We start from the raw sequence: 22,118 nt of genomic DNA, 5'->3' as shown, positions 1-22,118 counted from the left end.
ATGCTCAGTCAAGGGAAACTGAGAAGCCCCCTCTATACCCTGAGCTTGTCGAAGGGTTAGAGTGGGGAGTATGTCACCAGCATTAGACATTTCAATTAATCCCAAATAAGCAGTTGTTGTGAATCAAACCGTTACATCAACTCATTTTTTAACGATTTCATCTCAATGTAACCAATGCTACAAAGAATCGCAGTGATCTCGCTCACAATAATAAGTGATCTAGATCACAGTTAATCTAGATTGTGATATTTGAAATATAACTATTTTCATGTGTAGAATTTTTCAAATTAAATTCTATAGTATTTGGAGACAAAACCCCTACAGAAGCGATTTTACTGGCGGATTTGATATTATTAAAAAATGGTATTAATCATAATTAGAATCATCACGAACTACTAAAATAATTTCTACGGTAATATTTTGATCCTGTTGTTTGATGACTTTAATTCGATGAACTTTCCCTGAATAAGGCGATCGCACAATTCCCGTATTATGTTGTTGATCTCTAAGGGTTTTTAGTTGATTTTGAAGTAAAATTAATTCGTCTTGTTGTCGTTGTAGACGGGTTTGATATTCAGCTAAACGTAATTTATATTCGTCAAGTTGCTGCTCATAACGGCTTTTGGCTTCATCCAGACGAGCGATCGCTGCTTCTATTTCTAATCTAGCATTATGTTGTTGATCTTGTAGTTGATTTAATTGTTCTATCTTATCTGATTCAAAAATAGCACTCAATTCAGGCTGTTTAAACTTTAAGCTAGAACCTGTATTCATTTTTTGGGTAATTTGTTCTAGTTTTAGTTTAGCTTGACGCAGGGCTATTTCTTCAGATGCCAAATTTGGGGGAAATAGGGGAGAAATAGGAGGAATAGGTAAACTCAGTTGAGTGATTTTTGCTTCTAGCTGTTGTTGTTTGGTTGCGAGTTCTTGTCTTTCTGTAGGATGCTCCGTAATAATCGTATCAGGTTGAATCCGATCGCCAACTTTAATTTTTAGATCTTCTAAAGACGTTAGTGTGGCTGTAATTTTGTGATAATAAGACGTTGACGGAGAATAAACCGGAGAAGGTAATAAAGGCTGTTTTTGAGGTGGTGATGTTTGTGGACGAAATGCGGTACTTGCACCAATAACAATACCCAACAAGGCTAACCATCCAATCAAATTATAGATGCTCATGGCTGCACAGGTTCAGGAATAATGATTTTAATCGTTAAAAAACCCGTTCCGTAATGCCCGACAAAATCTTGTAATGCTTGTTTTAAGGGATGATATCTCAGTTTAACGGTAGTTCCGGAAACTGTCAGCGTCGGATATTGATCGATCATGACTACGGGTTGTATTTCATCACTGAGATCCACTTTTAATTCACCACTCAGCCAAACTCGATCTATTGGATAGTGTTCAGCTAAACTTTGTAAACGGGATAAAATCTCCTCATCTTGGAATATTAAGGTTTGTATCTCAGTCCTTGCCAAATTACCCACTTTAGTCATTAACTGAGTTGGAATAATCTGTTGATTTGTTTTATAAATGCGTTGTCCATCGGTTAAAATAAATTCGCTATCGTCGGCACCGATAATGAGATAACGACCTTGAATAAAAGAGCGATCGCTTTCTGTTACGCCTTGAACATCCGCCCAAACTTCATGAGTGAAGGCATTTTGATTATAAACTTGGAATAAGCCTTCTTTTAAACCCAAGTGTAAACTCACCAGTTGGGGAATGCCACCCGCACTAGAAGACCACATCCCAAACAATAATAAAGCAGTAGCCGCAACAACGATCGAATATTCGGCAGGACTTCCCGTACTCAGACGACGATAAGGATTAGCTACACTATAAACCCAATATGGAGCAGGCCAAAATAACTGTACCCCTTTTTTGGTAAAACAATCGGAAAAAGAGGCGAGAAAATGCCCTAAACCTATAGCCAACGCGATTTTAGTTTGACCTGCAACCACGCCAATCGGCAACAAAAATAAAACAATTGTACCAGTCGCCAAAAGAGAATGAGTGATGGTACGATGGGGATAACGCGCCTCAAACCAATTCGCTATTGGCCAAAACATCCGACCGATTAAACTATGACTGGTATCAATATCGGGTAATTGTGAACCAACGATCGCAGAAATTAAGATAATCGGATCTGCGGTATTAAATAAAAACGATGTTCCTGCTGCGGCAATCATGCCATGAGTTAAAGCCATCATAACTTTTATTATTCTCCTAAACCTTTTCTTGATCCTTTGGTTCGACCGATCTGCTGTAAAATCATAATTGCCATCACACCACAACCACTGGTGATGTATAATCCTCGGTTATGAGTCCCAAGACCGATAAATCTGAGCATTCCGACAACAAATAAAGCCCCAATAATCGCGGGCATAATTACGATATACTGGGTATGATTGGGTTTAGCTTTTTGGGCGACTCCTAAAGCTTCTCTAGCAATTACTTGTTTGGCTAAAAGAGGATTTTTCCCCGCTTGGGGTTGTAATTGGGCGAGTTGGGATGCAGTTAGATTTAAGCCTTTGTTTTGGGCTTCTTGGGTCATCACTTGACGGATATACTGATCACTGGGAAACTCTAACTCAAGATCCACCATTTGCAAGAAAATATCTTTCTTGAGATTTTTCGAGGCAAAAAGTATAATAATTGCACCTTTGCGGATCACTTCTTCGAGCCAAAACCGTATACCTTGGGTGAGTCGTTCCGCTTGAGGGAAAATAAAGACAGTTTGTCGATTAATATTGAGATTAATTTCAAATTGTAATTGCTCGATCGTGAAAAATTTATCTTTTTCATTGGTGAGAGGAATATTCAGTTGAGTTGCGATACTCTGAAAAAAGGTTTTTCTTCCCCCTTGATAGGTAGCAATAACGGTTTTGCGCTGTGGAAGAAAAGTATGATAAATTTGTTGGGCTAATTCTTCCATACCCATACCCGCTTCCCCAATCACTAAAATTGAGATTTTTTGTTCAATTCCATGACCAATTTTCGTGAAAATATCTGTAGCGAAATGTGTGTTATAATTAAGCATATTATTGAGCCTCAAAAAACAAATCGTGTCAAAGCGTAGAGGTTTAGGTTGCTTGCGCCCTAAAAATCTGAATGGCGAATCTAGTATTACTTCTTACTGAGAAAGTAATAAAATAGAATAGCAAAATTGTGATCAATGCACCTTGAATTAAGAATTGAATAGGTTAGAGAACAATAAAAATCGCCTTTTTAGCGGGTTGTTTCAAGAAATTTCCGTCATTAGATCTAATTTCAAATATTATCAAAAATAGTTTATTCTAATTTCATCGGGGAAAATACGGAATATTTTTGATCAGTCTTTAGATACAGGCCATGTGAACCGAAAAGTAGTACATTTGCCTACTTCTGACTCAATAAAAGCAGTCGTTTGGTGATAAATTTCGGAACAGAAATCTTAGTTATAATCATAAAAGTGGGTGGAGGCATCAAAGAATCCAGAATTTCATCGACTAACTGAGCTACATCGGTGATTTCTGCTTCAACCTCAACGCGTCCCGCACGAGGGTAAACTTTGAGACCATTTTGCGATCGGTCCGAGTAGGGTTTTTGACCAGTCAAACGATCGCATTAACGCCCCCATCTCGCCACCGCCCGAAAAAATCTTTTTAGCCTTTAATGTTTCCGCTTTTGGCATTACCAGTGCTTCTCCGCATTTAAACAACTCTATCGCAATTTATTACTGCAATTTTAACCGTTGTTAAACACTAATTGTTGTGTAACTAATAATTCCTTAAACTTATCTGGCCTAAGAATTTGCTGATGTAGAAATTTATTAACTGAGCGAATAATATTCATTACTGATTAAAACTATTGATAAAAGAAATAATAAAACCAGTCTTAAAATAGTTTCTAAAACAGTTCCTCGTCGTTTCTGCGTTCCTCGTAATCTTCGGATGACTTGGGTTCGAGTTCCCACCGGCGATCGTCTCGTAGGGTTAGAATTTCATCAGTATGTAGCCATTCGCCATCGGCCATTTTTAAACCGACAGCAACTCCTAATTCATCGATAATATCTTGATCGGGCGTGGGTGCAGTACCGCCTACCGCTTCATCTCCGACGGCGTTCGCTTGTTCATAGTTAGCATCAATATCGCCACCTGTCAAGTCTGGATTAGCTTCATTCAAATAGCGATCGCGTTGGTGCATAGTTCGTCCACCTTCGTTATATCCTGGGAGATCATGAACACCAGTGCCATAAGATTCGGTATACTCTTGGGGTATTTCTGCTTCGAGATCATCGAGATCTTCATCCTCCATATCTGGGGTACTAGGATTATTTAAAGAAACATCTAAATCATCGAGATCTGTCTGACTCATGAAGTCTTGTTCTGCTTGTTTTGCTTGATCACGCATCGAAGGTTTCTCCTTTGGGCATTTTTTTAAAGATATTTAACAAATTTGATTACATCTTATCTATCTTGAAATTACTCCCGATCAAATAACCTCAAACTTTAGAGATAGATTTTTCATGGTGTCAGATTTATTGAAGATCTTTCTAGATAAGTCTCAAGTTTTTCTTGAGCGTTCCTAAACAGGTACAAAGAATCCCATTATCGTAAATGATTCAGTTTGACAAGCTGTCATACTTTTTCTGGACGCTTATAGATTAATTTATTAAACTAAAATCTATAAATTTTTCTAAAACTGTTAAGAAAGATTTGCAATAGCTGTAAAATAAATGAGTTGAGACATCTGTACAAAAGAATGGAACGATGACCCAAACAATGACTAGACGTAACTTTCAAAGAACCGGATCAGCCGTTTTTATTTTTATCGGACTGCTAGGAAGGTTTAAAATGGCGATCGCTAAAAATAACAACTTAGCACCACCCAAAAAGCTTACAGTCAATCTCATTGCAGGAGAAGTCGAGCAAATTTATTAGAATAATAATCATTATCATTTTTCGGTGTGAGGAGTAACGATGTTTAAACAAAAATGGCCACTTTTAGCCGCAACAGCAAGCCTGTTAGGGGTTTTCGTTGGAGTCAATTCAGTAGAGGCTCAAACAGCGAAAGAAGAATCATTAGACTGGATGCAAACAAAGCCGATGTCTCAGGTGACGAATGTTAACCAACTGCGGGACGTAGAACCGACAGCATGGGCATTTGAAGCCCTACGGAGTTTAGTCGAGCGCTATGGTTGTATAGTAGGTTATCCCGATCGCACCTTTCGCGGAAATCGTGCCTTAAGTCGTTGGGAATTTGCCGCCGGGTTAAATGCGTGTCTCAATACGATCGAACGATTGATCCAAGAGGGAGTATCGGTTTTAAGAGAAGATGTCGATAAACTGAAACGTCTTGCCCAAGAATTTGAAACTGAATTAGCCGTTTTAGGAACCCGTGTCGATAACTTAGAAAATCGTGTGGCGTTCTTAGAAGATCATCAGTTTTCGACAACAACGAAACTATCTGGAGAAGCGATCTTCGGTTTGTTTGGAGTTGCGGCGGGTGAGAAAAATGGCGGTGAAGATATCGATCGTGTTCCTGCATTGGGTTATCGAACTCGGTTAGAATTCAATACGAGCTTTACGGGTGAAGATTTGCTCTATATGCGTTTAGCAACGGGTAATATCTCCGATTTAGTCGAAGAAACAGGGACTTTTCAAGGTACACTAAGTTTTGCTCAACCCGATGATAATGATCTCGCTGTCGAAGTTTTATTCTACAACTTCCCAGTAACTGAAAACATTTCCGTTTGGTTAGAAGCTTTTGGCGGTGCAAAAGATGATTTTACAAATACCTTCAATGCCCTAGATGGAGATGGTTCAACTGGTGCGATCTCTGCTTTTGGGACACGTAACCCGATCTACTATATATCAGGACAAACGGGAATTGGTCTACAGGGTAAATTCGGTATTATTGAAGTCAGCGCCGGTTATTTAGCTGGAGAAGGTAACGATCCCACTGAGGGAAATGGTTTATTTAATGGTTCTTATAGTGCCATCGGTCAAATTGGTATTGTACCTAACGAACGTTTCGGGATCGCTTTTACCTATATTCATGGTTATAACATCCTTGATACAGGAACCGGTAGCGAACGTTCTAACTTCCAGTTCTTTAGTGAGGAGCAATTTGGTGAGGCAGTTTCCACGAGTAATAATAGCTATGGTATCCAAGCAAGCTTTAGACCTTTTGACTGGCTTGTTTTGGGTGGTTGGGGCGGTTATACGAATGCGAGAACCCTAAATACTATAGATGGAGAACTCGAACGAGGAACCCTCGATATTTGGAACTGGGCGGCTACTTTAGCTTTTCCAGATTTGTTTAAAGAAGGAAACCTAGGCGGTATTATTGTGGGGATGCAGCCTTGGGTATCTGAATCATCCATTTCTGGTATTGGTAACGATGATGATACTTCCTTCCATATCGAGGCATTTTATGAATATGCCATCACCGATAATATTAAAGTCACTCCTGGTGTGATTGTGATCACTGCCCCAGATTACAACAATAATAACGCGACTTTAGTAATCGGAACGGTTCGGACGACCTTTAGTTTCTAAAACCACCCGTTGTAGAGACGCGAACTTATCAAGTCTCTACATCTAAATTAAATTTTTTATTCTTTGAGAGGAAAAAGGAGATGAATACAATTAAGACTTATCTTACAGAAATGGCGATCGGTGCTACTGGCTGTATTGTGGGTTACGATCGCGCTTATAGTGGATATACTGGAAAACTCATCGCCAAAGGGTTAGCCCCTGGAATCAGATTTATTTTAATTCGCCATGCTTGTTCTGAGTTTCCTTTGCAATTAGAAGTAGAAGGAAATTTAATCAGTTTAAGTAAGCCCGAAGTCGATGCCCTTTGTGTCGAGGAAGTAGATTAATGCGTGTTTTGCAATGGGATTCACTTTCTCTTTTTTTTAGACAAGATCAAAATTTTAGATATAGGATTAATCAATCACTGACTATTTTTCGGGTTATTGAGCTTTTTTCGAGCTATCACAATAATTCTTTTGCACCCTAGAAACGAAAAAGGTATTTAACAATTACACAATTTAGCCTTTATTGCTTATTATAAATAAGTATTATATCAGTTGGCCAAAAATTATAATTAAGGACAACTGAACCATGTTTTAAAAGTTCAATGTTAAGATAGAGCAACATTATGCGTTTTCTTTCTTTATTTAACTTAACGGTTAGTGCTTTTGTAATTGCCGCTCCAAGTGTTCTGGCTCAAGAGATGCCCTTTCCAGCAAATTCCAGCTTTTTTACGGGAGATCCACCTACTTTGATGAGTGCGGATACTCCTGATTCTCTGATTAACTGGCCTTCTCCCCATTATTTTTTCACTTTTAATGTGCCAGCTAATTCAAAAGAATCATTAGGAAAAGTCACCATTGCACCTGAAATTAGTGGTGAGTCAATTGCTTTTGATTTGTCGAAAACTCAGGCATTTCAAGGCACCCGCAAACAGAAAGGTCAGGGATTAACGTTACAATCAGTTACACAAGATCCCAAAACTCAAGTGATTACTATTGTCTTTGCTCCTTCAGTACCACAAGGAACAACATTTACAATTAGTTTACAAGCCGTGCGAAATCCTTCTGAAAGTGGTGAGTATATTTTTAGAGTGCAAGGTTTTCCGTCGGGAGATAATCCCATCGGCTTAGATCTTGGTGTGGGAAGATTATCATTTTATCGACCGTTTTAAAGACAGGAAAATGCAAATGAGCAACACAAAAAAAATCTTGACAAAAATGTTAATTAGTGCTATGAGTATCGGACTGATTTCCACTCCTTTATTAGCACAGGTTCCATCGGGAACAAATATCGACGAGTTACCTGACGATCCTCAACAGATGAAAACTTGGCGTTGTCGTCAAGGAGATCGAGCGATCGTTATTGAAGCCAAAGATGTCTCAATCTCAACTTGGCAAGGTATTATAGAAACGCAAGGATGGCAATGTGTCGAAGAGTTATCAACTATCTCTGATGATGAGCGTACATTCTCTTGCGAGTCTAATAATGGCGTAATTAATATTGTAACGGCGATCTGGTTAGAAGGGAAAGGGGGTAAACAACAGATGCAAACTTGGATGAATGAATTACAAAGTAAAAATATGACTTGTACGGCGGACTTTACTAATCAATATTGGGAATAAAGATAGATTAATAATTAGTTTTTAAATAAAATGGGTGATCAAAGATCAGCTAATTCCGTCTTTTGGCGACCGATTTTGTGGGAAAAGTCGCAAGAATTAAAAATAAAACCCCGATATTGATAAAAACATCAGCAAAATTAAACACAGGAAATTGAATCAAACGAAGATCGAGAAAATCAACCACATAACCCAATAAAAAGCGATCCCAACCATTACCTAAAGCCCCAGCTAGGATAAATCCATATCCTAATTGTTCGGTTAATTTCATTTTAGGACCGAATATTCCATAAGCGATTAAACCCAAACTCACCCCCAAGGATAACCAACGTAACCAAAATGCGCCCCCCGAAAAAAAACTAAAAGCGGCACCTGTATTAATAACATAAGTCAAATGAAAAACATCACGGATGAGAGGAATCGTATCACCGACTTGAGGTAGCCTTTGAACAATCCAAAATTTGGTGATTTGATCAAAAATAAGACCTAAAATGCCAATTATCCAAAATAATCGATTTTTTTTCATTAATAAAACAACAGTCGACGCAAAATAAGAGAAAGCAAAGCTACAGCACAAATAATCACTAGCTGTCCTGGAAAAGGAATAATCGAGTAATTAAAAATAGCCATTGGTAAACTAGAGATGGGAATGGTTTGATGAACTGTAGGAATGAATAAAGATAGCCCGACTAAATACAATAAACCACATAGATGAATCACCACAAGTCCACAAATCGCGCTAAAAGCTAATGATTCTAGGTTTGTTCGTCTACGGAAAGCCAAAAAGCCACATAACCACCCACCTGGAATAAAACCCAGTAAATAACCGAAACTCGGTTCTAATAAATAGCCCCATCCTCCCCCTTGTGCGAAAACGGGTAACCATGTCAAGCCTAACAAAACGTAAGCGGTTTGGGAAAGTAAACCCGCATTTTGACCGCCCATACATCCAGTTAGCAAAACAGCCCCTATTTGATAGGTTACACCCAAAGAATAACTACGAACGCCTTGGTTTAGCCATGTCCAGGGAAGGTTAGTGATAAACGCATCCAAAAAGGTACTAAAAATGGTAAGAATTAAGCCAATAAACGCCCATAAGAATTCATTTGGAATCGAGAGACGAACCAGTGGAGGGCGCGACTTAAAGGGTTTGTTGGTTTTGTTCGTGCGGTTGGTATTCACCAGGAATAGGGGCCTCTCCTCCCTGTAAGCCTAAAGATTTTAGCATAGCATGATCGGCTTGAGGGGGTTGTCCTAATGTTGTCAGATAGTTGCCAATGAGCATAGCATTGATTCCGGCTTGTAACCCTAAACTTTGTAATTCTCCCATAATTGCCTCTCTGCCCCCCGCATAACGGAGAATCTGAGAAGGGAGGATAAAACGGAAAATAGCGATCGCTTTGACAGCTTCTAGGGGATCAAGTTTAGTAATATGGTCGAGTGGCGTTCCTTGTCTTGGGTTTAAAAGATTAATGGGAACAGATTCTACTTCTAAGTCTCGCAGAGATAGAGCGAGATCGATGCGATCGGACCAACTTTCCCCCATGCCAATAATACCACCGGTGCAAGCTTGAATTCCTGCGGCTTTGAGGTTTTTTACTGTTTCGACTCGATCTTGCCAAGTATGGGTTGTGACAATGGTAGGATAGTAACTCTGGGAAGCCTCTAGATTGTGGTTATATCGCGTTACACCCGCTTCTTTAAGTTTTTTGGCTTGATCGAGTGTAATTTCACCAAGAGCGCAACAGGGCTTAATATTCGCCTCTGTGATGATTTTTTGTACGGTGTCGAGTATTTCATCAAATTCTTTAGATTTAGGACTATTGTACTTTAGTCCGCGTCCTTGGGAGACTAAACAAAAGCGTTTTGCTCCTGCTGCTGCTGCTGCTTTGGCGTGTTCTAAAATTTCTGCTTGGGGTTTTAGTCCATATACAGGTGACTCATTGCCTGGATGATGTGCCGACTGTGAACAGAAACTACAATTTTCTGAACAGTTCCCCGATTTGATATTAACGATACTGCATAAATCGACGGTTTGACCACAACAGGTTTGACGAATGCGATCGGCTGCTTCACACAGGAGTAAGATATGATCGTGACCTTCGATTTGGGATAAAAGTAATGCTTCTTCTTTCGTCAGTCGTTTACCCGAAATGACTAAAGATGCAAGTTCCTGTAGCCAGACTTTTAACTCTGTATCGGTTGGAGATGAAAAAACTGATGTTTGAACCACGTTTCTCGATGCCTTTGAGGAATAATCAGCATTTTATCATTGACTGCTCACGATTATTTTTCTCTTATTGCTTAATTCAATCAGAATTTAATCTTAAATCAACTCTAAAACTGCTCTAACGACCAGTCAAGAAAAGCACTATAAGAATATAAAACTGCTCAACTATAATTATTTTTGTAGCCAAGCAAATAATTCTTTTACGGTCAATTGTAACTCACTAGCAAAAGCGGGTACAGGAAGAATGGTATCTAGCTCATCAAAAAATTCAATGTGAGAATTGTATACGAATACAGTTTGTTCGTCTGGATCGATCAACCAACCCATTTGTGTGCCATGTTTTAGACAATGAAGAATATTTTTAATTACTTTAGTCTGACTTTGATCGGGTGATAATATTTCTATTGTCCAATCTGGTGCAATTGGAAATATATTAGCAATCTCTCCATTTTGGTCACAAGGAATTCTGTCCCAAACAAAAACCGCAATATCTGGTACAGTTGAACGTCCCCCAAAAGTACAGCGTAACTCAGGAAAGGCACGAGCAATCTGTCGAGATCTTAGTACAGTATTTATTATTGGCGGTAATTCACCTTGAATTGCGCTATGCTTTCCTTTTGGCATCGGTTTTTGAATAATTTTACCATCAATGTATTCACTAGCGGGTTTGGTTTCTGGTAATTTCACAAACTCTTCTAACGTGAGTGTTTTGGATGGTGTTTGTACCATTTAGGTTAGTCTCCAAGACTGCTAATGCTTATTTTAACGCTCACTCAGAACTCTAATAAACCTTCATAATAAAAATATGGTTATTTTTCGAGTTGGGTTGATTATGTCTAAAAAAGTATTACTGATTGTTAACCGTCATGCGCGAAAAGGAAAAGAACACTTTGCACAAGTCGTCGATATCCTCCATGATTTAGAATTTGAATGTATTACCGTACCCATCAAATCAACTGAGCAACTCAAACAAGATATCCAGCGTTACGGAAAACAAGTCGATCTCGTTATCATTGGTGGGGGTGATGGAACACTCAATGGTATTGTCGATACACTTGTAGAATTGCAACTTCCTTTAGGAATTTTACCTCTTGGTACAGCCAATGATCTCGCACGCACTTTATCTATTCCCCTTTCTATTCCTGATGCTTGTCAAGTGATTGCTGATGGTTATCTTAAACCCATTGATTTAGGATGGGTGAATGGCAAACATTTTTTTAATGTTGCTAGTTTAGGTTTAAGCGTCAAAATTACCCAAAATTTAACTAAAGGTGCCAAGCGTCGTTGGGGTATTTTAGCTTATCTTGCAACTGCCGTTAAAGTATTATCTAAAACTCGTCCGTTTCATGCAGATATTATCGTCAATGGAGAAACGATACGAGTAAGAACCCTACAAATTGCTGTGGGAAATGGGCGCTATTATGGGGGAGGAATGACAATAGCTGAAGATGCAACGATTGACGATCGTCGTTTAGATTTATATAGTCTAGAATTAGAACACTGGTGGCAAATTTTCCCACTTTTAAGAACGTTTCCCAAAGGACAACACGGGTTATTACCTTGGGTGCAAACTTGGTCAGGTGAAGAAATCGAAATTCGCACCCGCAAAGAATATACAATTAATACAGATGGGGAATTAACCACTACAACACCTGCTACTTTTAAAGTGATTCCCCAAGCTTTAAACGTTTTTGTTTCCAAAGAAATTTAATCAAATGTATAAACTCTTCCTTTCCATCCTCCGCCTTTTCCTTGCCAATATCTTAAGGCCGAATCTATCGTCATAAGTGTATAAAGAAAGGCAATTACAGGTAAACTAAATGACCACAGTGGAGAGCGTTTATATAATTTTAATGTTGGATAATAAGATATAGCCATGAGTAACCAAATGATTAAACCAATTGCTAAAATTATTTGATTTCCTAAAATGATTCCTAAAATAATACTGATGGGAGAAATTAAATAAGTCATCACCATTCCTAAAACCGTTCCAATGAGCAAAAAAGTAGAATAATTGAGTTGAGTAAAAGCAGTTCGCGCAATTAGATCCCAAATCGATTTTAAGGTTGGATAATCTCTTAAACTAAATGTGGTTTCTGTTAAACCTAACCAAATTCCTTTAGTCTCCATATTGGGATTATTTTGAATAAATTTTTTAACTTCACTTGCTAAAGTACAATCATCAATAAGAGCAGTTTTTAGAATTTCAATACCACCAATTTTTTCTAGAATATCCCGTCTAATTAGAATACAACCACCCGCAGCCGCAGCCATTTTATTTTTAGGATTATTTGCCCAAGAAAACGGATACAGTTTCTCGAAAAAGTAAACAAAAGCTGGAATTAAAAAACGTTCCCAAAAACTTTCACATTTTAGTAAAACCATGAGTGAAACTAAAGCTAATTTTTCTTTTTCTGCTTTCGTTACAAGTTGTGTAATATTTAATAAATCATGTTGAATATCAGCATCAGTGAATAAAATATATTTAGCATTAATATTTTGAGATTGAATATAGTTTAATCCTTGTTCCATTGCCCAAAGTTTGCCAGACCAACCCGACGGTAGTGGTTGTCCTTGAATAATATTTATTCTTGGCGATTGGTTTAAATTTTTACTGATTTTTAAAGCAATTTCTCCTGTACAATCCTCACTTTGATCATCGACTAAAATTATCTTAAAATCACCCGTGTATTGTTGTTTTAATAAAGAAGGTAAACTAATGGGAATTGTATCAGCTTCATTTCTCGCAGGAATTACCGCACAAATTGACGGATAAAAATCGTCTAATTTAGAGTTAGGTTCTAATTTTTGATTGGATAACCAATAGCCACCCCGAAATAAAATTAAATAAATCCAAATGAATAATGATAAAAGTGAAATAATAAATAAAAATTGCATTGATATATAACTCAGCTTATTTTAAATATAGTATACTTGAAGAAAGATAATTTTAGATAAAAGTTTATGAAGATTTTAGCCAAGTGGACAATTAAAGATTATCACCAGATGATCGATGCAGGAATATTAGACGATCGCCAAGTAGAATTATTAGCAGGTGAGATTATAGAAATGAGTCCAGAAAAACCCATCCACTACAATACAACTCGTCAAGGTGTAAAATATTTAGAACAACTGTTTAATAATGTAGCAGAAGTTCGCTTTAATGGGCCAATTACCTTAGCTGACTCAGAACCAGAACCCGATATTGCTATTGTACGACTTCCTGTTAATAAATATCAAATTCATCATCCTTACCCAGAAGATATATTTTGGGTGATAGAAGTAGCAAATACCAGTCTTAAAAAAGATTTAGAAATGAAACAAACGATTTATGCAAATGCGGCAATACAAGAATATTGGATTATGGATTTATCACAAACAAAACTAATAGTTTTTCGAGAACCTATTAACGGTTATTATCAGAGTAGAAAAGAATATACCGAAGGTGAAATAAGTTCTTTAGCTTTTCCTGCCATAAAAATTTCTGTGACCACATTACTCGGTTTAAATTGATTCTGTATAGTAGGGGTTTGGTCTCCAAACCCAAAAAATGTAATGGTTTGGTCTCCAAACCCAATGTGTGTAAGGATACGGTATAACTCAGCTTATTTTTGTTATAGTATACTAAAATAAAATAGATTTTATTCTAAATTTTATGAAGAGTTTAGCCAAGTGGACAATTGAAGATTATCACCAGATGATCGATGCAGGAATATTAGACGATCGTAAAGTAGAATTATTAGCAGGTGAGATTATAGAAATGAGTCCAGAAAAACCCATCCACTATTATACAACCGAAGAAAATACAGAATATCTTAAACAACTCTTAAATAATGTAGCAAAAGTTCGCTTTAATGGTGCAATTACTTTAGCTGACTCAGAACCAGAACCCGATATTGCTATTGTACGACTTCCTACTAATAAATATAAAATTCATCATCCCTACCCAGAAGATATATTTTGGGTGATAGAAGTAGCAAATACCAGTCTTAAAAAAGATTTAGAATTAAAACAGTCGATTTATGCCAATGCTTTTCTACAAGAATATTGGATAATTGATTTATCACAAACAAAACTAATCGTTTTTCGAGAACCCAATAACGGTTATTATCAGAGTAGAAAAGAATATACCGAAGGTGAAATAAGTTCTTTAGCTTTTCCTAAAATCAAAATTTCTGTTCAAAGATTATTAGGTTTAAATTAATTTAATTCTGGATAGAAATCAAGATCCAAAATTTGTTCAATAGTATAAGGACAAGTTTCAGGAAAACATTTTAACTCGCTTTTCTTTTTCGCTTGTCGTACCGCTTCAGTATAAACTTCATCTTTGACGCTAATTAGATAATTATAGAGAGTTCTAGAACGAAGAAGTCTTTTTAACTCGGCGCGAAAATTCTCAATTTCCATAGCCCAGTGATTTTTACATTCTGGAAGACTCCAATATTGGTACAAAAGAAGATGCTTAAGTAGTTGTCGTAGATAACTTTCGACTTTCCGACGTTGTTCACTTCCCAATGTTTCTAGTTCCTCAACTAAATGAATAATATCTAACTGTGATAAATCTCCTGTTCTTAGTATATTAGCTGTTTTTTCTAACCAAAGAGTATAATCATCTTCGTAAAGTTGTTCAATAGCTTTGAGATCAATAACACTCATAACTTATTCCTGCTTGATTCTTTTTTTATAATAGCCAAGAACTCAAAAAAATAACAATTCTCAAAAAATCCATTACAATAAACAAAAAAAGAGTGAGTGAGTGAGTGAACACCAAACAGATGCAGATACAAGATAGAGTAACGCAAACAGAAATAACAACCTGTAGTTTAGAAAATGCAGTTACAAGCAGTCAAAACCATCTTCTAGGAATTCAATATCCTGATGGTTATTGGTGGGCTGAACTCGAATCTAATGTTACAATAACTTCAGAAGTTGTCCTATTACATAAAATATGGGGAACCGATCAAGATCGACCTCTACATAAAGCTGAAACTTATCTCCGTTCTATGCAAAAAGAACACGGAGGATGGGAACTTTTTTACGGTGATGGTGGCGAAATAAGTACCTCAGTCGAAGCGTATATGGCGTTAAGATTACTGGGAGTAAGTGCAAGTGATCCAGTATTACTAAAAGCCAAAGAATTTATATTAAAACGCGGTGGTATCAGTAAAACTCGTATTTTTACTAAATTCCATCTTGCTTTAATTGGTTGCTATGACTGGATAGGTATTCCGTCTATCCCACCTTGGATCATGTTATTCCCGAATAACTTTCCTTTTACCATTTATGATATGTCCAGTTGGGCGAGAGGTAGTACCGTACCATTACTAATTGTATTTGATAAAAAACCTATTTATCTGACCGATCCTGCAATTAACCTCGATGAACTTTACGCAGAAGGAAAAGAGAATGTTAAATATGAACTGCCAAGAAATAATAATTGGGGTGATATTTTCCTAACTCTAGATAAAATATTTAAATGGACAGAAAAAAATCACCTTGTACCCTTCCATCAAAAAAGTCTAAAAGTTGCCGAAAAATGGATCTTAGAAAGACAAGAAGATAGCGGCGACTGGGGCGGAATTATCCCCGCGATGCTAAACTCATTATTAGCCTTACGATCGCTAAACTATGACTTATACGACCCCATCGTACAACGCGGTATAAAGGCTGTTGACAACTTTTCCATTGAAACAGAACAAACCTATCGAGTACAAGCCTGTGTATCGCCTGTATGGGATACTGCGTGGTGTTTACGAGCCTTAGTGGAGTCTGGTTTAAACCCCGATCATACAGATTTGGTTCGGGGCGCACAATGGCTACTCGATCGACAAATTTTAGACTATGGCGACTGGCAGATCAAGAATAAAGAAGGACAACCAGGCGGTTGGGCGTTTGAATTTGAAAACCGTTTTTATCCCGATCTCGATGACTCTGCGGTTGTCGTCATGGCGTTACACGGCGTAATGATGCCCAATGAAAAAATTAAACACGGTGCAATAAAACGATGTTTGCAGTGGATGGCAACCATGCAGTGTAAAACCGGTGGATGGGCAGCATTTGATAAAGATAATGATCAAGCGTGGTTAAATGAAGTTCCCTACGGTGATCTCAAAGCCATGATCGATCCCAGTACTGCTGATGTTACCGCCAGAGTCTTAGAAATGCTTGGGGCTTGTGGTTTGAGCATAGATGCAGTAAGGGTGCAAAAAGCGATCGCTTTCCTTGAAAAAGAACAAGAAACCGATGGTAGTTGGTTTGGGCGTTGGGGTGTCAATTATTTATATGGTACCAGTGGGGTTCTTTCTGCATTAGCCGTTATTGCGCCAGACACCCACAAAAACCAAATGGAAAAAGCCGTTAACTGGATACTAGAAAAGCAAAACCCTGATGGGGGATGGGGCGAAACCTGTCAAACCTATAGAGAACCGACTTTACGAGGCACAGGAGTTAGTACCGCATCCCAAACCGCCTGGGCATTAATTGGGTTATTAGATGCAGGAATGGCAACTCAAACATGGGCAAAAACCGCCATCTCAAAAGGAATTAATTATTTAATTTCTACGCAAAATATCGATGGAACTTGGGATGAGGATGAATTTACAGGAACTGGGTTTCCTTGCCATTTCTTCATCCGTTACCATATGTATTATCAATATTTTCCGCTTATTGCCCTAGGACGCTATCAAAAATTAAAACAACAGTTTTAGGGGATTTTAAATCGTAGGGGTTTGGTCAATAAACCCTTATTTTATCAGGCAAGGGGTTTGGTCTCCAAACCCTTTCATAATTTTGATTGCAGTAAAAAATAAACGGTAATTGGTTTAACACTTTTGATGGCTAGAGGATATAACTTTTGACAGGTCTTTTCATCAAAAAATTCAATTAATTTTAATAGTTAAAGAACAATATTTATAGGTAATAATATGGTTCAATCTCAAGCGATTACCGAATCGAAAGACAGACCCAGAGATCCCAGAAATAGAGAGGTTGTTCATCCCGCTTTTAATGATCCACAGCGCGGAAATTTAGAAACCCCGATCAATTCTTCTGGTCTTGCTAAAGCATATATTAATAATTTACCCGCTTACCGACGTGGACTATCTCCATTACGTCGCGGGTTAGAAGTTGGTATGGCACACGGTTACTGGTTGATCGGCCCCTTTGCCACATTTAGCCCATTACGCGGTACAGAAGTAGCTTATACAACAGCACTTTTATCAGTAGTCAGCGTACTCATTGTTTCAACTCTTGCTATTTCCCTTTACGCTTCGGTTCATCAACCCCCATCTCAGCCAATTGTAACAACTCCTAATATTCCTGATGCTTTTAAAACTCAGGAAGGTTGGAACGAGTTTGCAAGCGGTTTCTTGATCGGTGGGATCGGTGGTGCGTTATTTGCTTATCTCCTCTTAACCTTTGTCATCAGCAAGTTTTTCTATGATTATGTGGTTCGATAGTAAAAGCGATATTCTGTAAAAACATTGTATCATTGAACGCTTGTAGGGGTGCGGTGCGGTTTGGTTTCCAAACCCTTACATAATATAATTCAGAAATCATCAATTAATTCAATGACTCGCCAATTTTATTTAGGTTGTGCCGTTTGGTCGTATAAAGGTTGGCTAGGCTCATTCTATCCCCCTAAAACACCTGTAAAAGACTTTTTATCCCTTTATAGTCAACGACTAACGACAGTAGAAGGAAATACAACGTTTTACGCGGTTCCCGATGAAAAAACAGTGAACCGATGGAAAGAAGAAACCGCAAATGAGTTTAAATTTGTGCCAAAATTTCCCAAAACAATTACCCATGAAGGGTTATTACAACCTAAAATAGCTGACGCGATCGCATTTCTTGAACGGATGAGAAAATTAGCCGATCGTCTTGGTTCTCTTTTTATCCAACTTCCCCCCAGTTATAGCCCAAATTATCTAGAAGATTTAACCTTATTTCTTTCAGTCCTAGCAACACAAAACGTTAAATTAGGTTTAGAAGTTCGTCATCAAAGTTGGTTTAAAAAACCCTATTCAGAAAAACTAAAAAACTTACTCGAAAATCATCATATAGCTAGAGTTTTATTAGATACTAGACCTATTTATAACGCCCCCGATGATCCACAGATTAACTCAGAACGACGTAAACCACAAGTCCCATTACAGCCTCATGTTACCACTGATTTTACTTTAGTGCGTTTTATTAGTCATCCTGAGCGAAAATGGAATCAAACTTATTTAGAAGAATGGGTAAAACAATTAGATCAATGGTTAAAACAAGGAATAACCGTTTACTTTTTTGTCCATTGTCCCATAGAAGATCATTCACCCCATACAGCCCGTGATTTTCAAGAATTATTAGAAAAATCGGGTATTGATGTTCCTCCACTACCTTGGAATGAACTTGAGAAATTAGATCAACTAAAATTATTTTGAAAACATGGTGATTTTCCACTCATTGAATGGGAACTCTTAGAAAAGAGTTTAGTATAGTCTAAGTTTATGAGTGAAATCATCCGTTATCAAAAAATTAATTCTCGCTGGCTGAGTCTTTTAATCTGTCTTTGGGTTCCAGTTTTTATAACAACTTATAGTACTCGTATCTTAGCTGATCCGACAATAAATCAAATTCAATTAAAGTCCTATACCACATTAGAGTATGAAGCACAAGCAGAAAATATACTCAATTTACTTGAACAAGAAAAATATACTCAAATTGAACAAATTCTTAACAATTCAATCAAAGAAAAGAAATTAACTCGCGGTGGGTTTTATTATGCTGTATCCGTTTTAGATACGGCAATGAGTTCATTAGATCCGAGTTGGGTTACATTCTTAGATAATTGGATTAAAAAGTCACCTAATAGCACAATTGCATATAGCGTGAGAGCCTATTTTCATTATTATCAAGCTTGGGATATTCGAGGAAACAGATATGTTAACAAAACTCCTGCCGAAAATATACAGGAATATCTAAAACGTCTTGCTCTAGCTACTGCGGATACCGAAAAAGCGATCGCTCTTAATTCTAACAACCCGATCGCTATTTTTGCTAAATTAAGAATTAAAAGAAATATGGGAAGATCATCAGCAAGAGATTTTGAACCTGTATTCAAAAAAGCAATTACACTTGTTCCTAATTTCATGCAAGCTTATCAAGAAAAATCTTTGTATCTAACTCCTCAATGGGGTGGAAGTGAGCAACAAGTTTTAGCATTTGTTCGTCAAGCAGCAAAGTCGGCACCGCGTGGTACAGCTATTCCTTTACTTGTACCTCAAGCTCATGAAGATTTATGTCGTAATTATCCCAATAAACAATATTATTACAATCAACCTCAAGTCTGGAATGAAGTCGAGAAAAATTATTTACGGTTAATTAAAGATTTTCCTCGCGCTGGATGGTATCCATTATGGTTTGCAGAAGTCGCTAAAATAGCAAAAAAAGATCAACTTGCTCGTCAGTATTTTAAAATGGCTATATCTCGTGAACCCAATAATCCTGAGATTAAACGGAGAGCCAGTAAATATCAATAAATATTTCATTAAAATTGTATTATCTAGCTAATTTTCCCCTAATGCGAGAGACTAAAATATTTAATTCTGGTAATCTTAAAGGAAGTGCCAGAAGAACAAAAACACCCATACAAACAAGACTCGTTAGTTTTATGTGTAACAATTCAGTGATTTTACTGAAGAATCTATTAACCAATAAAGATAATATTTAATGATAATATTTACTTTTGTTTCAATATGGCTCTTTTATTAAATCTATTCATTTTATTACTAATTTTTATTTCGTTAATTTTAATTATTCAATTCATCCAAGAAATTAACAAACAAAAGCGAAAGTCAATAAAAACTTATCCGCCTAAGTTTAATCGTTCTAATATTAATCGCTCTAAGGTAAATCAATTAAGAAATCAACTATTAAAAATGGTTGGCGGAAATCAACAAACTATGAAACGTTTGATTAAACATCTTCGTTCTAAACATCCTGGAGAACAAGAAACTTGGTATTTTGAAAAAGCGATTTATGATTTAGAGCGAGATCGCAAATATCATTAAAATTGTATTATCTAGCTAATTTTCCTCTAATGCGAGAGACTAAAATATTTAATTCTGGTAATCTTAAAGGAAGTGCCAGAAGAACAAAAACACCCATACAAACAAGACTCGCTAGGCTTAATTCTAACAACTGAAGAATTAAATTTCCATGACCTAGACTTTTTTCCCATAACCAACTAAACCACCAACTTACCGAACCAGAAATAATACCAATTCCAGTTAATGCGAGTAGAATAACACCCCATTCAACTAAAGGTAAACCGCGTAACCGACGATGTAAAATCCACACAAACGCAAGCATCGAAGTAACATTAACAATAATTGTCGCAAAAACTAAACCCGGTGTCCCAAAAGGTTTATAAAATAGAAAATCTAATACCCCATTGAGAAAAATATTGATAATACTCACTTTAAATGGCGTTTCTCCATCACCTAACGCATAAAAAACCCTCACTAAAACATCTCTAGCTAAATAGAAAAACATTCCCAAACCATAAGCCATCATAACTGGAACAACTTCCTTGGATGCGGCTAAATTAAAGGCTCCTCGTTCATAAACGACTTGTACAATGGGAAATGCTAATGCTATAAATATAGCCGTTAGGGGAATCATTGTCAGTGCAGTTAATAATAAACCTTGACGAATTCTAACTTTTAATTCTATCCAGTTTTCGGGTGCTGCTAAACGCGAAAATACAGGAAATAGCGGCACTAAAATCATATTAGAAATAATGCCAAGAGGTGTTAAAACAACAAAATTTGCATAACGCATCGAGGCGGCGGCATTAGGAATAAAAGACGCAAAAAATAAAGCCGTATAAGTATTAATTTGCAACATTCCAGATGAGAGAGTCGCAGGGATCATTACTTTCATTACATCAGAAACCCCAGGAATACGCCAATCAAACCGTAAGCGAAGTTTACCCATTCCCGCACTTGTTTGCGCTCCTAATTGGGCTAACCATTGTAAGATTGCTCCCATCAGGGTTGTTACTGCTAAAATCATGCCCCCAAACTGTAAGTATTGCGGTGCGTTGACTTGTTCTCCGAGTTGCCATGCGATCGCCCCAATGCCGATAATTACAGTAATACTCGAAAATAGTGGACTAATTCCGGGTAGCCAATATTGATCAGATGCGTTTAGTGTACCAAAACCTATACCAATTAGTCCCGATAAAAGGGCTAAAGGTGCCATAATTTGTAGTTGTTGAACGGCGATATCTCTAGAAATTTTGTCTAAACCTGGGGCAAGTAAATCGATACATGGAGCAGCTAGGATTACTAATAAAACGGTGACAACTAATAAAATAATGCTGACGAGTGTGGTAACAGTTTCGACTAACGGCGCGGCTTCGGATTTATCACGTTTGGCGAGTACACTAATTAAAGCACTGTGAAAAGGCCCGTTAATTCCTCCAAGTAGAATAAAGAGAAAACCTGGTATTACATAAGCATAAGCATAAGCGTTAACCACCGGGCCAATACCAAAAGCTGCCGCGACAACCTGTTCACGAATTAAACCAAATACTTTACTAATAAGGGTTGCAAGGGCAACGATACCAGCGATACCGACGAGAGAGCGAGATTTTTTAGAACTGTTAGACACACTAATAACGTCATTAAGGGTAGAAAGACCAAACCTTGATAGGTTAGACATATTTTATGATGATGTATAGTACCATTTCTCAAT

Annotated in this window: 24 protein-coding genes; 12 read left to right on the top strand and 12 right to left on the bottom strand. The window is 37.3% G+C overall.

Features of this window, described 5'->3' with window-relative positions; all coding sequences use genetic code 11:
* Positions 1 to 366: 366 nt before the first annotated feature.
* The 5 genes from C7H19_RS18065 to C7H19_RS18045 all read right to left on the bottom strand — a co-directional run bounded on the left by C7H19_RS18065 (position 367) and on the right by C7H19_RS18045 (position 4,392).
* Entirely contained in the window at positions 367 to 1,176 is an 810-nt protein-coding gene (locus C7H19_RS18065) for an HlyD family secretion protein (protein ID WP_106458319.1), read from the bottom strand.
* Complete coding sequence (locus C7H19_RS18060; RefSeq protein ID WP_106458318.1) at positions 1,173 to 2,210, bottom strand: metal-dependent hydrolase; 1,038 nt, start codon at positions 2,208 to 2,210, stop codon at positions 1,173 to 1,175. The genes C7H19_RS18065 and C7H19_RS18060 overlap by 4 nt, the downstream gene beginning before the upstream one ends.
* Positions 2,211 to 2,218: 8 nt before the next feature.
* Positions 2,219 to 3,040 carry a P-loop NTPase family protein gene (locus C7H19_RS18055; protein ID WP_106458317.1) on the bottom strand — a complete coding sequence of 274 codons (822 nt, stop codon included), beginning with the start codon at positions 3,038 to 3,040 and terminating at the stop codon, positions 2,219 to 2,221.
* Between the two features lie 483 nt (positions 3,041 to 3,523).
* A complete protein-coding gene (locus C7H19_RS25810) occupies positions 3,524 to 3,673 on the bottom strand; it encodes a hypothetical protein (RefSeq protein WP_181280659.1) in 150 nt (49 codons plus the stop codon).
* Positions 3,674 to 3,888: 215 nt separating this feature from the next.
* Positions 3,889 to 4,392 (bottom strand): DUF6335 family protein, encoded by a 504-nt coding sequence (locus C7H19_RS18045; RefSeq protein WP_181280658.1) that lies wholly within the window; start codon positions 4,390 to 4,392, stop codon positions 3,889 to 3,891.
* Between the two features lie 359 nt (positions 4,393 to 4,751).
* On the opposite strand from C7H19_RS18045, the gene C7H19_RS25805 reads away from it, so the two are divergent.
* From C7H19_RS25805 to C7H19_RS18025, 5 genes are all read left to right on the top strand, one after another.
* The gene (locus C7H19_RS25805) at positions 4,752 to 4,922 is read left to right on the top strand and encodes a hypothetical protein (protein WP_181280657.1); all 171 of its coding nucleotides are present in this window, start codon (positions 4,752 to 4,754) and stop codon (positions 4,920 to 4,922) included.
* Between the two features lie 39 nt (positions 4,923 to 4,961).
* Positions 4,962 to 6,542, top strand: a complete 1,581-nt coding sequence (locus C7H19_RS18040) for an iron uptake porin (RefSeq protein WP_342752306.1) — start codon at positions 4,962 to 4,964, stop codon at positions 6,540 to 6,542.
* An 80-nt stretch (positions 6,543 to 6,622) separates the two neighbouring features.
* Positions 6,623 to 6,868 (top strand): FeoA family protein, encoded by a 246-nt coding sequence (locus C7H19_RS18035; protein WP_106458315.1) that lies wholly within the window; start codon positions 6,623 to 6,625, stop codon positions 6,866 to 6,868.
* A 281-nt stretch (positions 6,869 to 7,149) separates the two neighbouring features.
* A complete protein-coding gene (locus C7H19_RS18030) occupies positions 7,150 to 7,695 on the top strand; it encodes a DUF2808 domain-containing protein (RefSeq protein WP_106458314.1) in 546 nt (181 codons plus the stop codon).
* Between the two features lie 16 nt (positions 7,696 to 7,711).
* A complete protein-coding gene (locus tag C7H19_RS18025; protein WP_106458313.1) occupies positions 7,712 to 8,146 on the top strand; it encodes a hypothetical protein in 435 nt (144 codons plus the stop codon).
* Between the two features lie 49 nt (positions 8,147 to 8,195).
* Here the strand turns inward: C7H19_RS18025 and lspA are convergent, their stop codons facing one another.
* The 4 genes from lspA to C7H19_RS18005 form a co-directional block, all read right to left on the bottom strand.
* Positions 8,196 to 8,669: a signal peptidase II gene (lspA, locus tag C7H19_RS18020; RefSeq protein ID WP_106458312.1), complete on the bottom strand. Its 474-nt coding sequence runs from the start codon at positions 8,667 to 8,669 to the stop codon at positions 8,196 to 8,198.
* On the bottom strand, positions 8,669 to 9,325 hold the full coding sequence (locus C7H19_RS18015) for a biotin transporter BioY (protein ID WP_245927615.1): 657 nt from the start codon (positions 9,323 to 9,325) through the stop codon (positions 8,669 to 8,671). The genes lspA and C7H19_RS18015 overlap by 1 nt, the downstream gene beginning before the upstream one ends.
* Positions 9,285 to 10,376 carry a biotin synthase BioB gene (gene bioB, locus C7H19_RS18010; protein ID WP_106458310.1) on the bottom strand — a complete coding sequence of 364 codons (1,092 nt, stop codon included), beginning with the start codon at positions 10,374 to 10,376 and terminating at the stop codon, positions 9,285 to 9,287. Before bioB ends, C7H19_RS18015 begins: the two co-directional genes overlap by 41 nt.
* Positions 10,377 to 10,544: 168 nt before the next feature.
* Entirely contained in the window at positions 10,545 to 11,102 is a 558-nt protein-coding gene (locus tag C7H19_RS18005; RefSeq protein WP_106458309.1) for a Uma2 family endonuclease, read from the bottom strand.
* A 103-nt stretch (positions 11,103 to 11,205) separates the two neighbouring features.
* On the opposite strand from C7H19_RS18005, the gene C7H19_RS18000 reads away from it, so the two are divergent.
* On the top strand, positions 11,206 to 12,084 hold the full coding sequence (locus tag C7H19_RS18000) for a lipid kinase (RefSeq protein WP_106458323.1): 879 nt from the start codon (positions 11,206 to 11,208) through the stop codon (positions 12,082 to 12,084).
* Here C7H19_RS18000 and C7H19_RS17995 read toward each other — a convergent pair.
* Positions 12,081 to 13,271 (bottom strand): glycosyltransferase, encoded by a 1,191-nt coding sequence (locus tag C7H19_RS17995; RefSeq protein WP_106458308.1) that lies wholly within the window; start codon positions 13,269 to 13,271, stop codon positions 12,081 to 12,083. The two genes, C7H19_RS18000 and C7H19_RS17995, sit on opposite strands and share 4 nt — an antisense overlap.
* 66 nt (positions 13,272 to 13,337) lie before the next feature.
* Here C7H19_RS17995 and C7H19_RS17990 point away from each other — a divergent pair, with 66 nt between their 5' ends.
* Positions 13,338 to 13,886 carry a Uma2 family endonuclease gene (locus tag C7H19_RS17990; RefSeq protein ID WP_106458307.1) on the top strand — a complete coding sequence of 183 codons (549 nt, stop codon included), beginning with the start codon at positions 13,338 to 13,340 and terminating at the stop codon, positions 13,884 to 13,886.
* 142 nt (positions 13,887 to 14,028) lie between these two features.
* On the top strand, positions 14,029 to 14,577 hold the full coding sequence (locus C7H19_RS17985) for a Uma2 family endonuclease (protein ID WP_106458306.1): 549 nt from the start codon (positions 14,029 to 14,031) through the stop codon (positions 14,575 to 14,577).
* Here the strand turns inward: C7H19_RS17985 and C7H19_RS17980 are convergent.
* Positions 14,574 to 15,029, bottom strand: coding sequence for a DUF29 domain-containing protein (locus C7H19_RS17980; RefSeq protein ID WP_106458305.1), 456 nt, complete (start codon positions 15,027 to 15,029; stop codon positions 14,574 to 14,576). The two genes, C7H19_RS17985 and C7H19_RS17980, sit on opposite strands and share 4 nt — an antisense overlap.
* Positions 15,030 to 15,148: 119 nt before the next feature.
* Between C7H19_RS17980 and shc the strand changes: the two genes are divergently transcribed.
* From shc to C7H19_RS17960, 4 genes are all read left to right on the top strand, one after another.
* Entirely contained in the window at positions 15,149 to 17,080 is a 1,932-nt protein-coding gene (gene shc, locus C7H19_RS17975) for a squalene--hopene cyclase (protein ID WP_106458304.1), read from the top strand.
* Between the two features lie 216 nt (positions 17,081 to 17,296).
* A complete protein-coding gene (locus C7H19_RS17970) occupies positions 17,297 to 17,830 on the top strand; it encodes a photosystem I reaction center subunit XI (protein WP_106458303.1) in 534 nt (177 codons plus the stop codon).
* Positions 17,831 to 17,941: 111 nt separating this feature from the next.
* Positions 17,942 to 18,799 (top strand): DUF72 domain-containing protein, encoded by an 858-nt coding sequence (locus C7H19_RS17965; RefSeq protein WP_106458302.1) that lies wholly within the window; start codon positions 17,942 to 17,944, stop codon positions 18,797 to 18,799.
* Positions 18,800 to 18,865: 66 nt separating this feature from the next.
* On the top strand, positions 18,866 to 19,897 hold the full coding sequence (locus C7H19_RS17960; RefSeq protein ID WP_106458301.1) for a DUF4034 domain-containing protein: 1,032 nt from the start codon (positions 18,866 to 18,868) through the stop codon (positions 19,895 to 19,897).
* Positions 19,898 to 20,435: 538 nt separating this feature from the next.
* Here the strand turns inward: C7H19_RS17960 and murJ are convergent.
* The gene (gene murJ / locus C7H19_RS17950; RefSeq protein ID WP_106458299.1) at positions 20,436 to 22,085 is read right to left on the bottom strand and encodes a murein biosynthesis integral membrane protein MurJ; all 1,650 of its coding nucleotides are present in this window, start codon (positions 22,083 to 22,085) and stop codon (positions 20,436 to 20,438) included.
* Positions 22,086 to 22,118: the final 33 nt, after the last annotated feature.

This window comes from Aphanothece hegewaldii CCALA 016 (assembly GCF_003007785.1).
In the GTDB taxonomy this organism is placed as follows: Bacteria; Cyanobacteriota; Cyanobacteriia; order Cyanobacteriales; family Microcystaceae; genus Chroococcus; species Chroococcus hegewaldii.
Note: the sequence above shows the minus strand (reverse complement) of the source record. Positions and strands in the feature narration are given on the sequence as shown.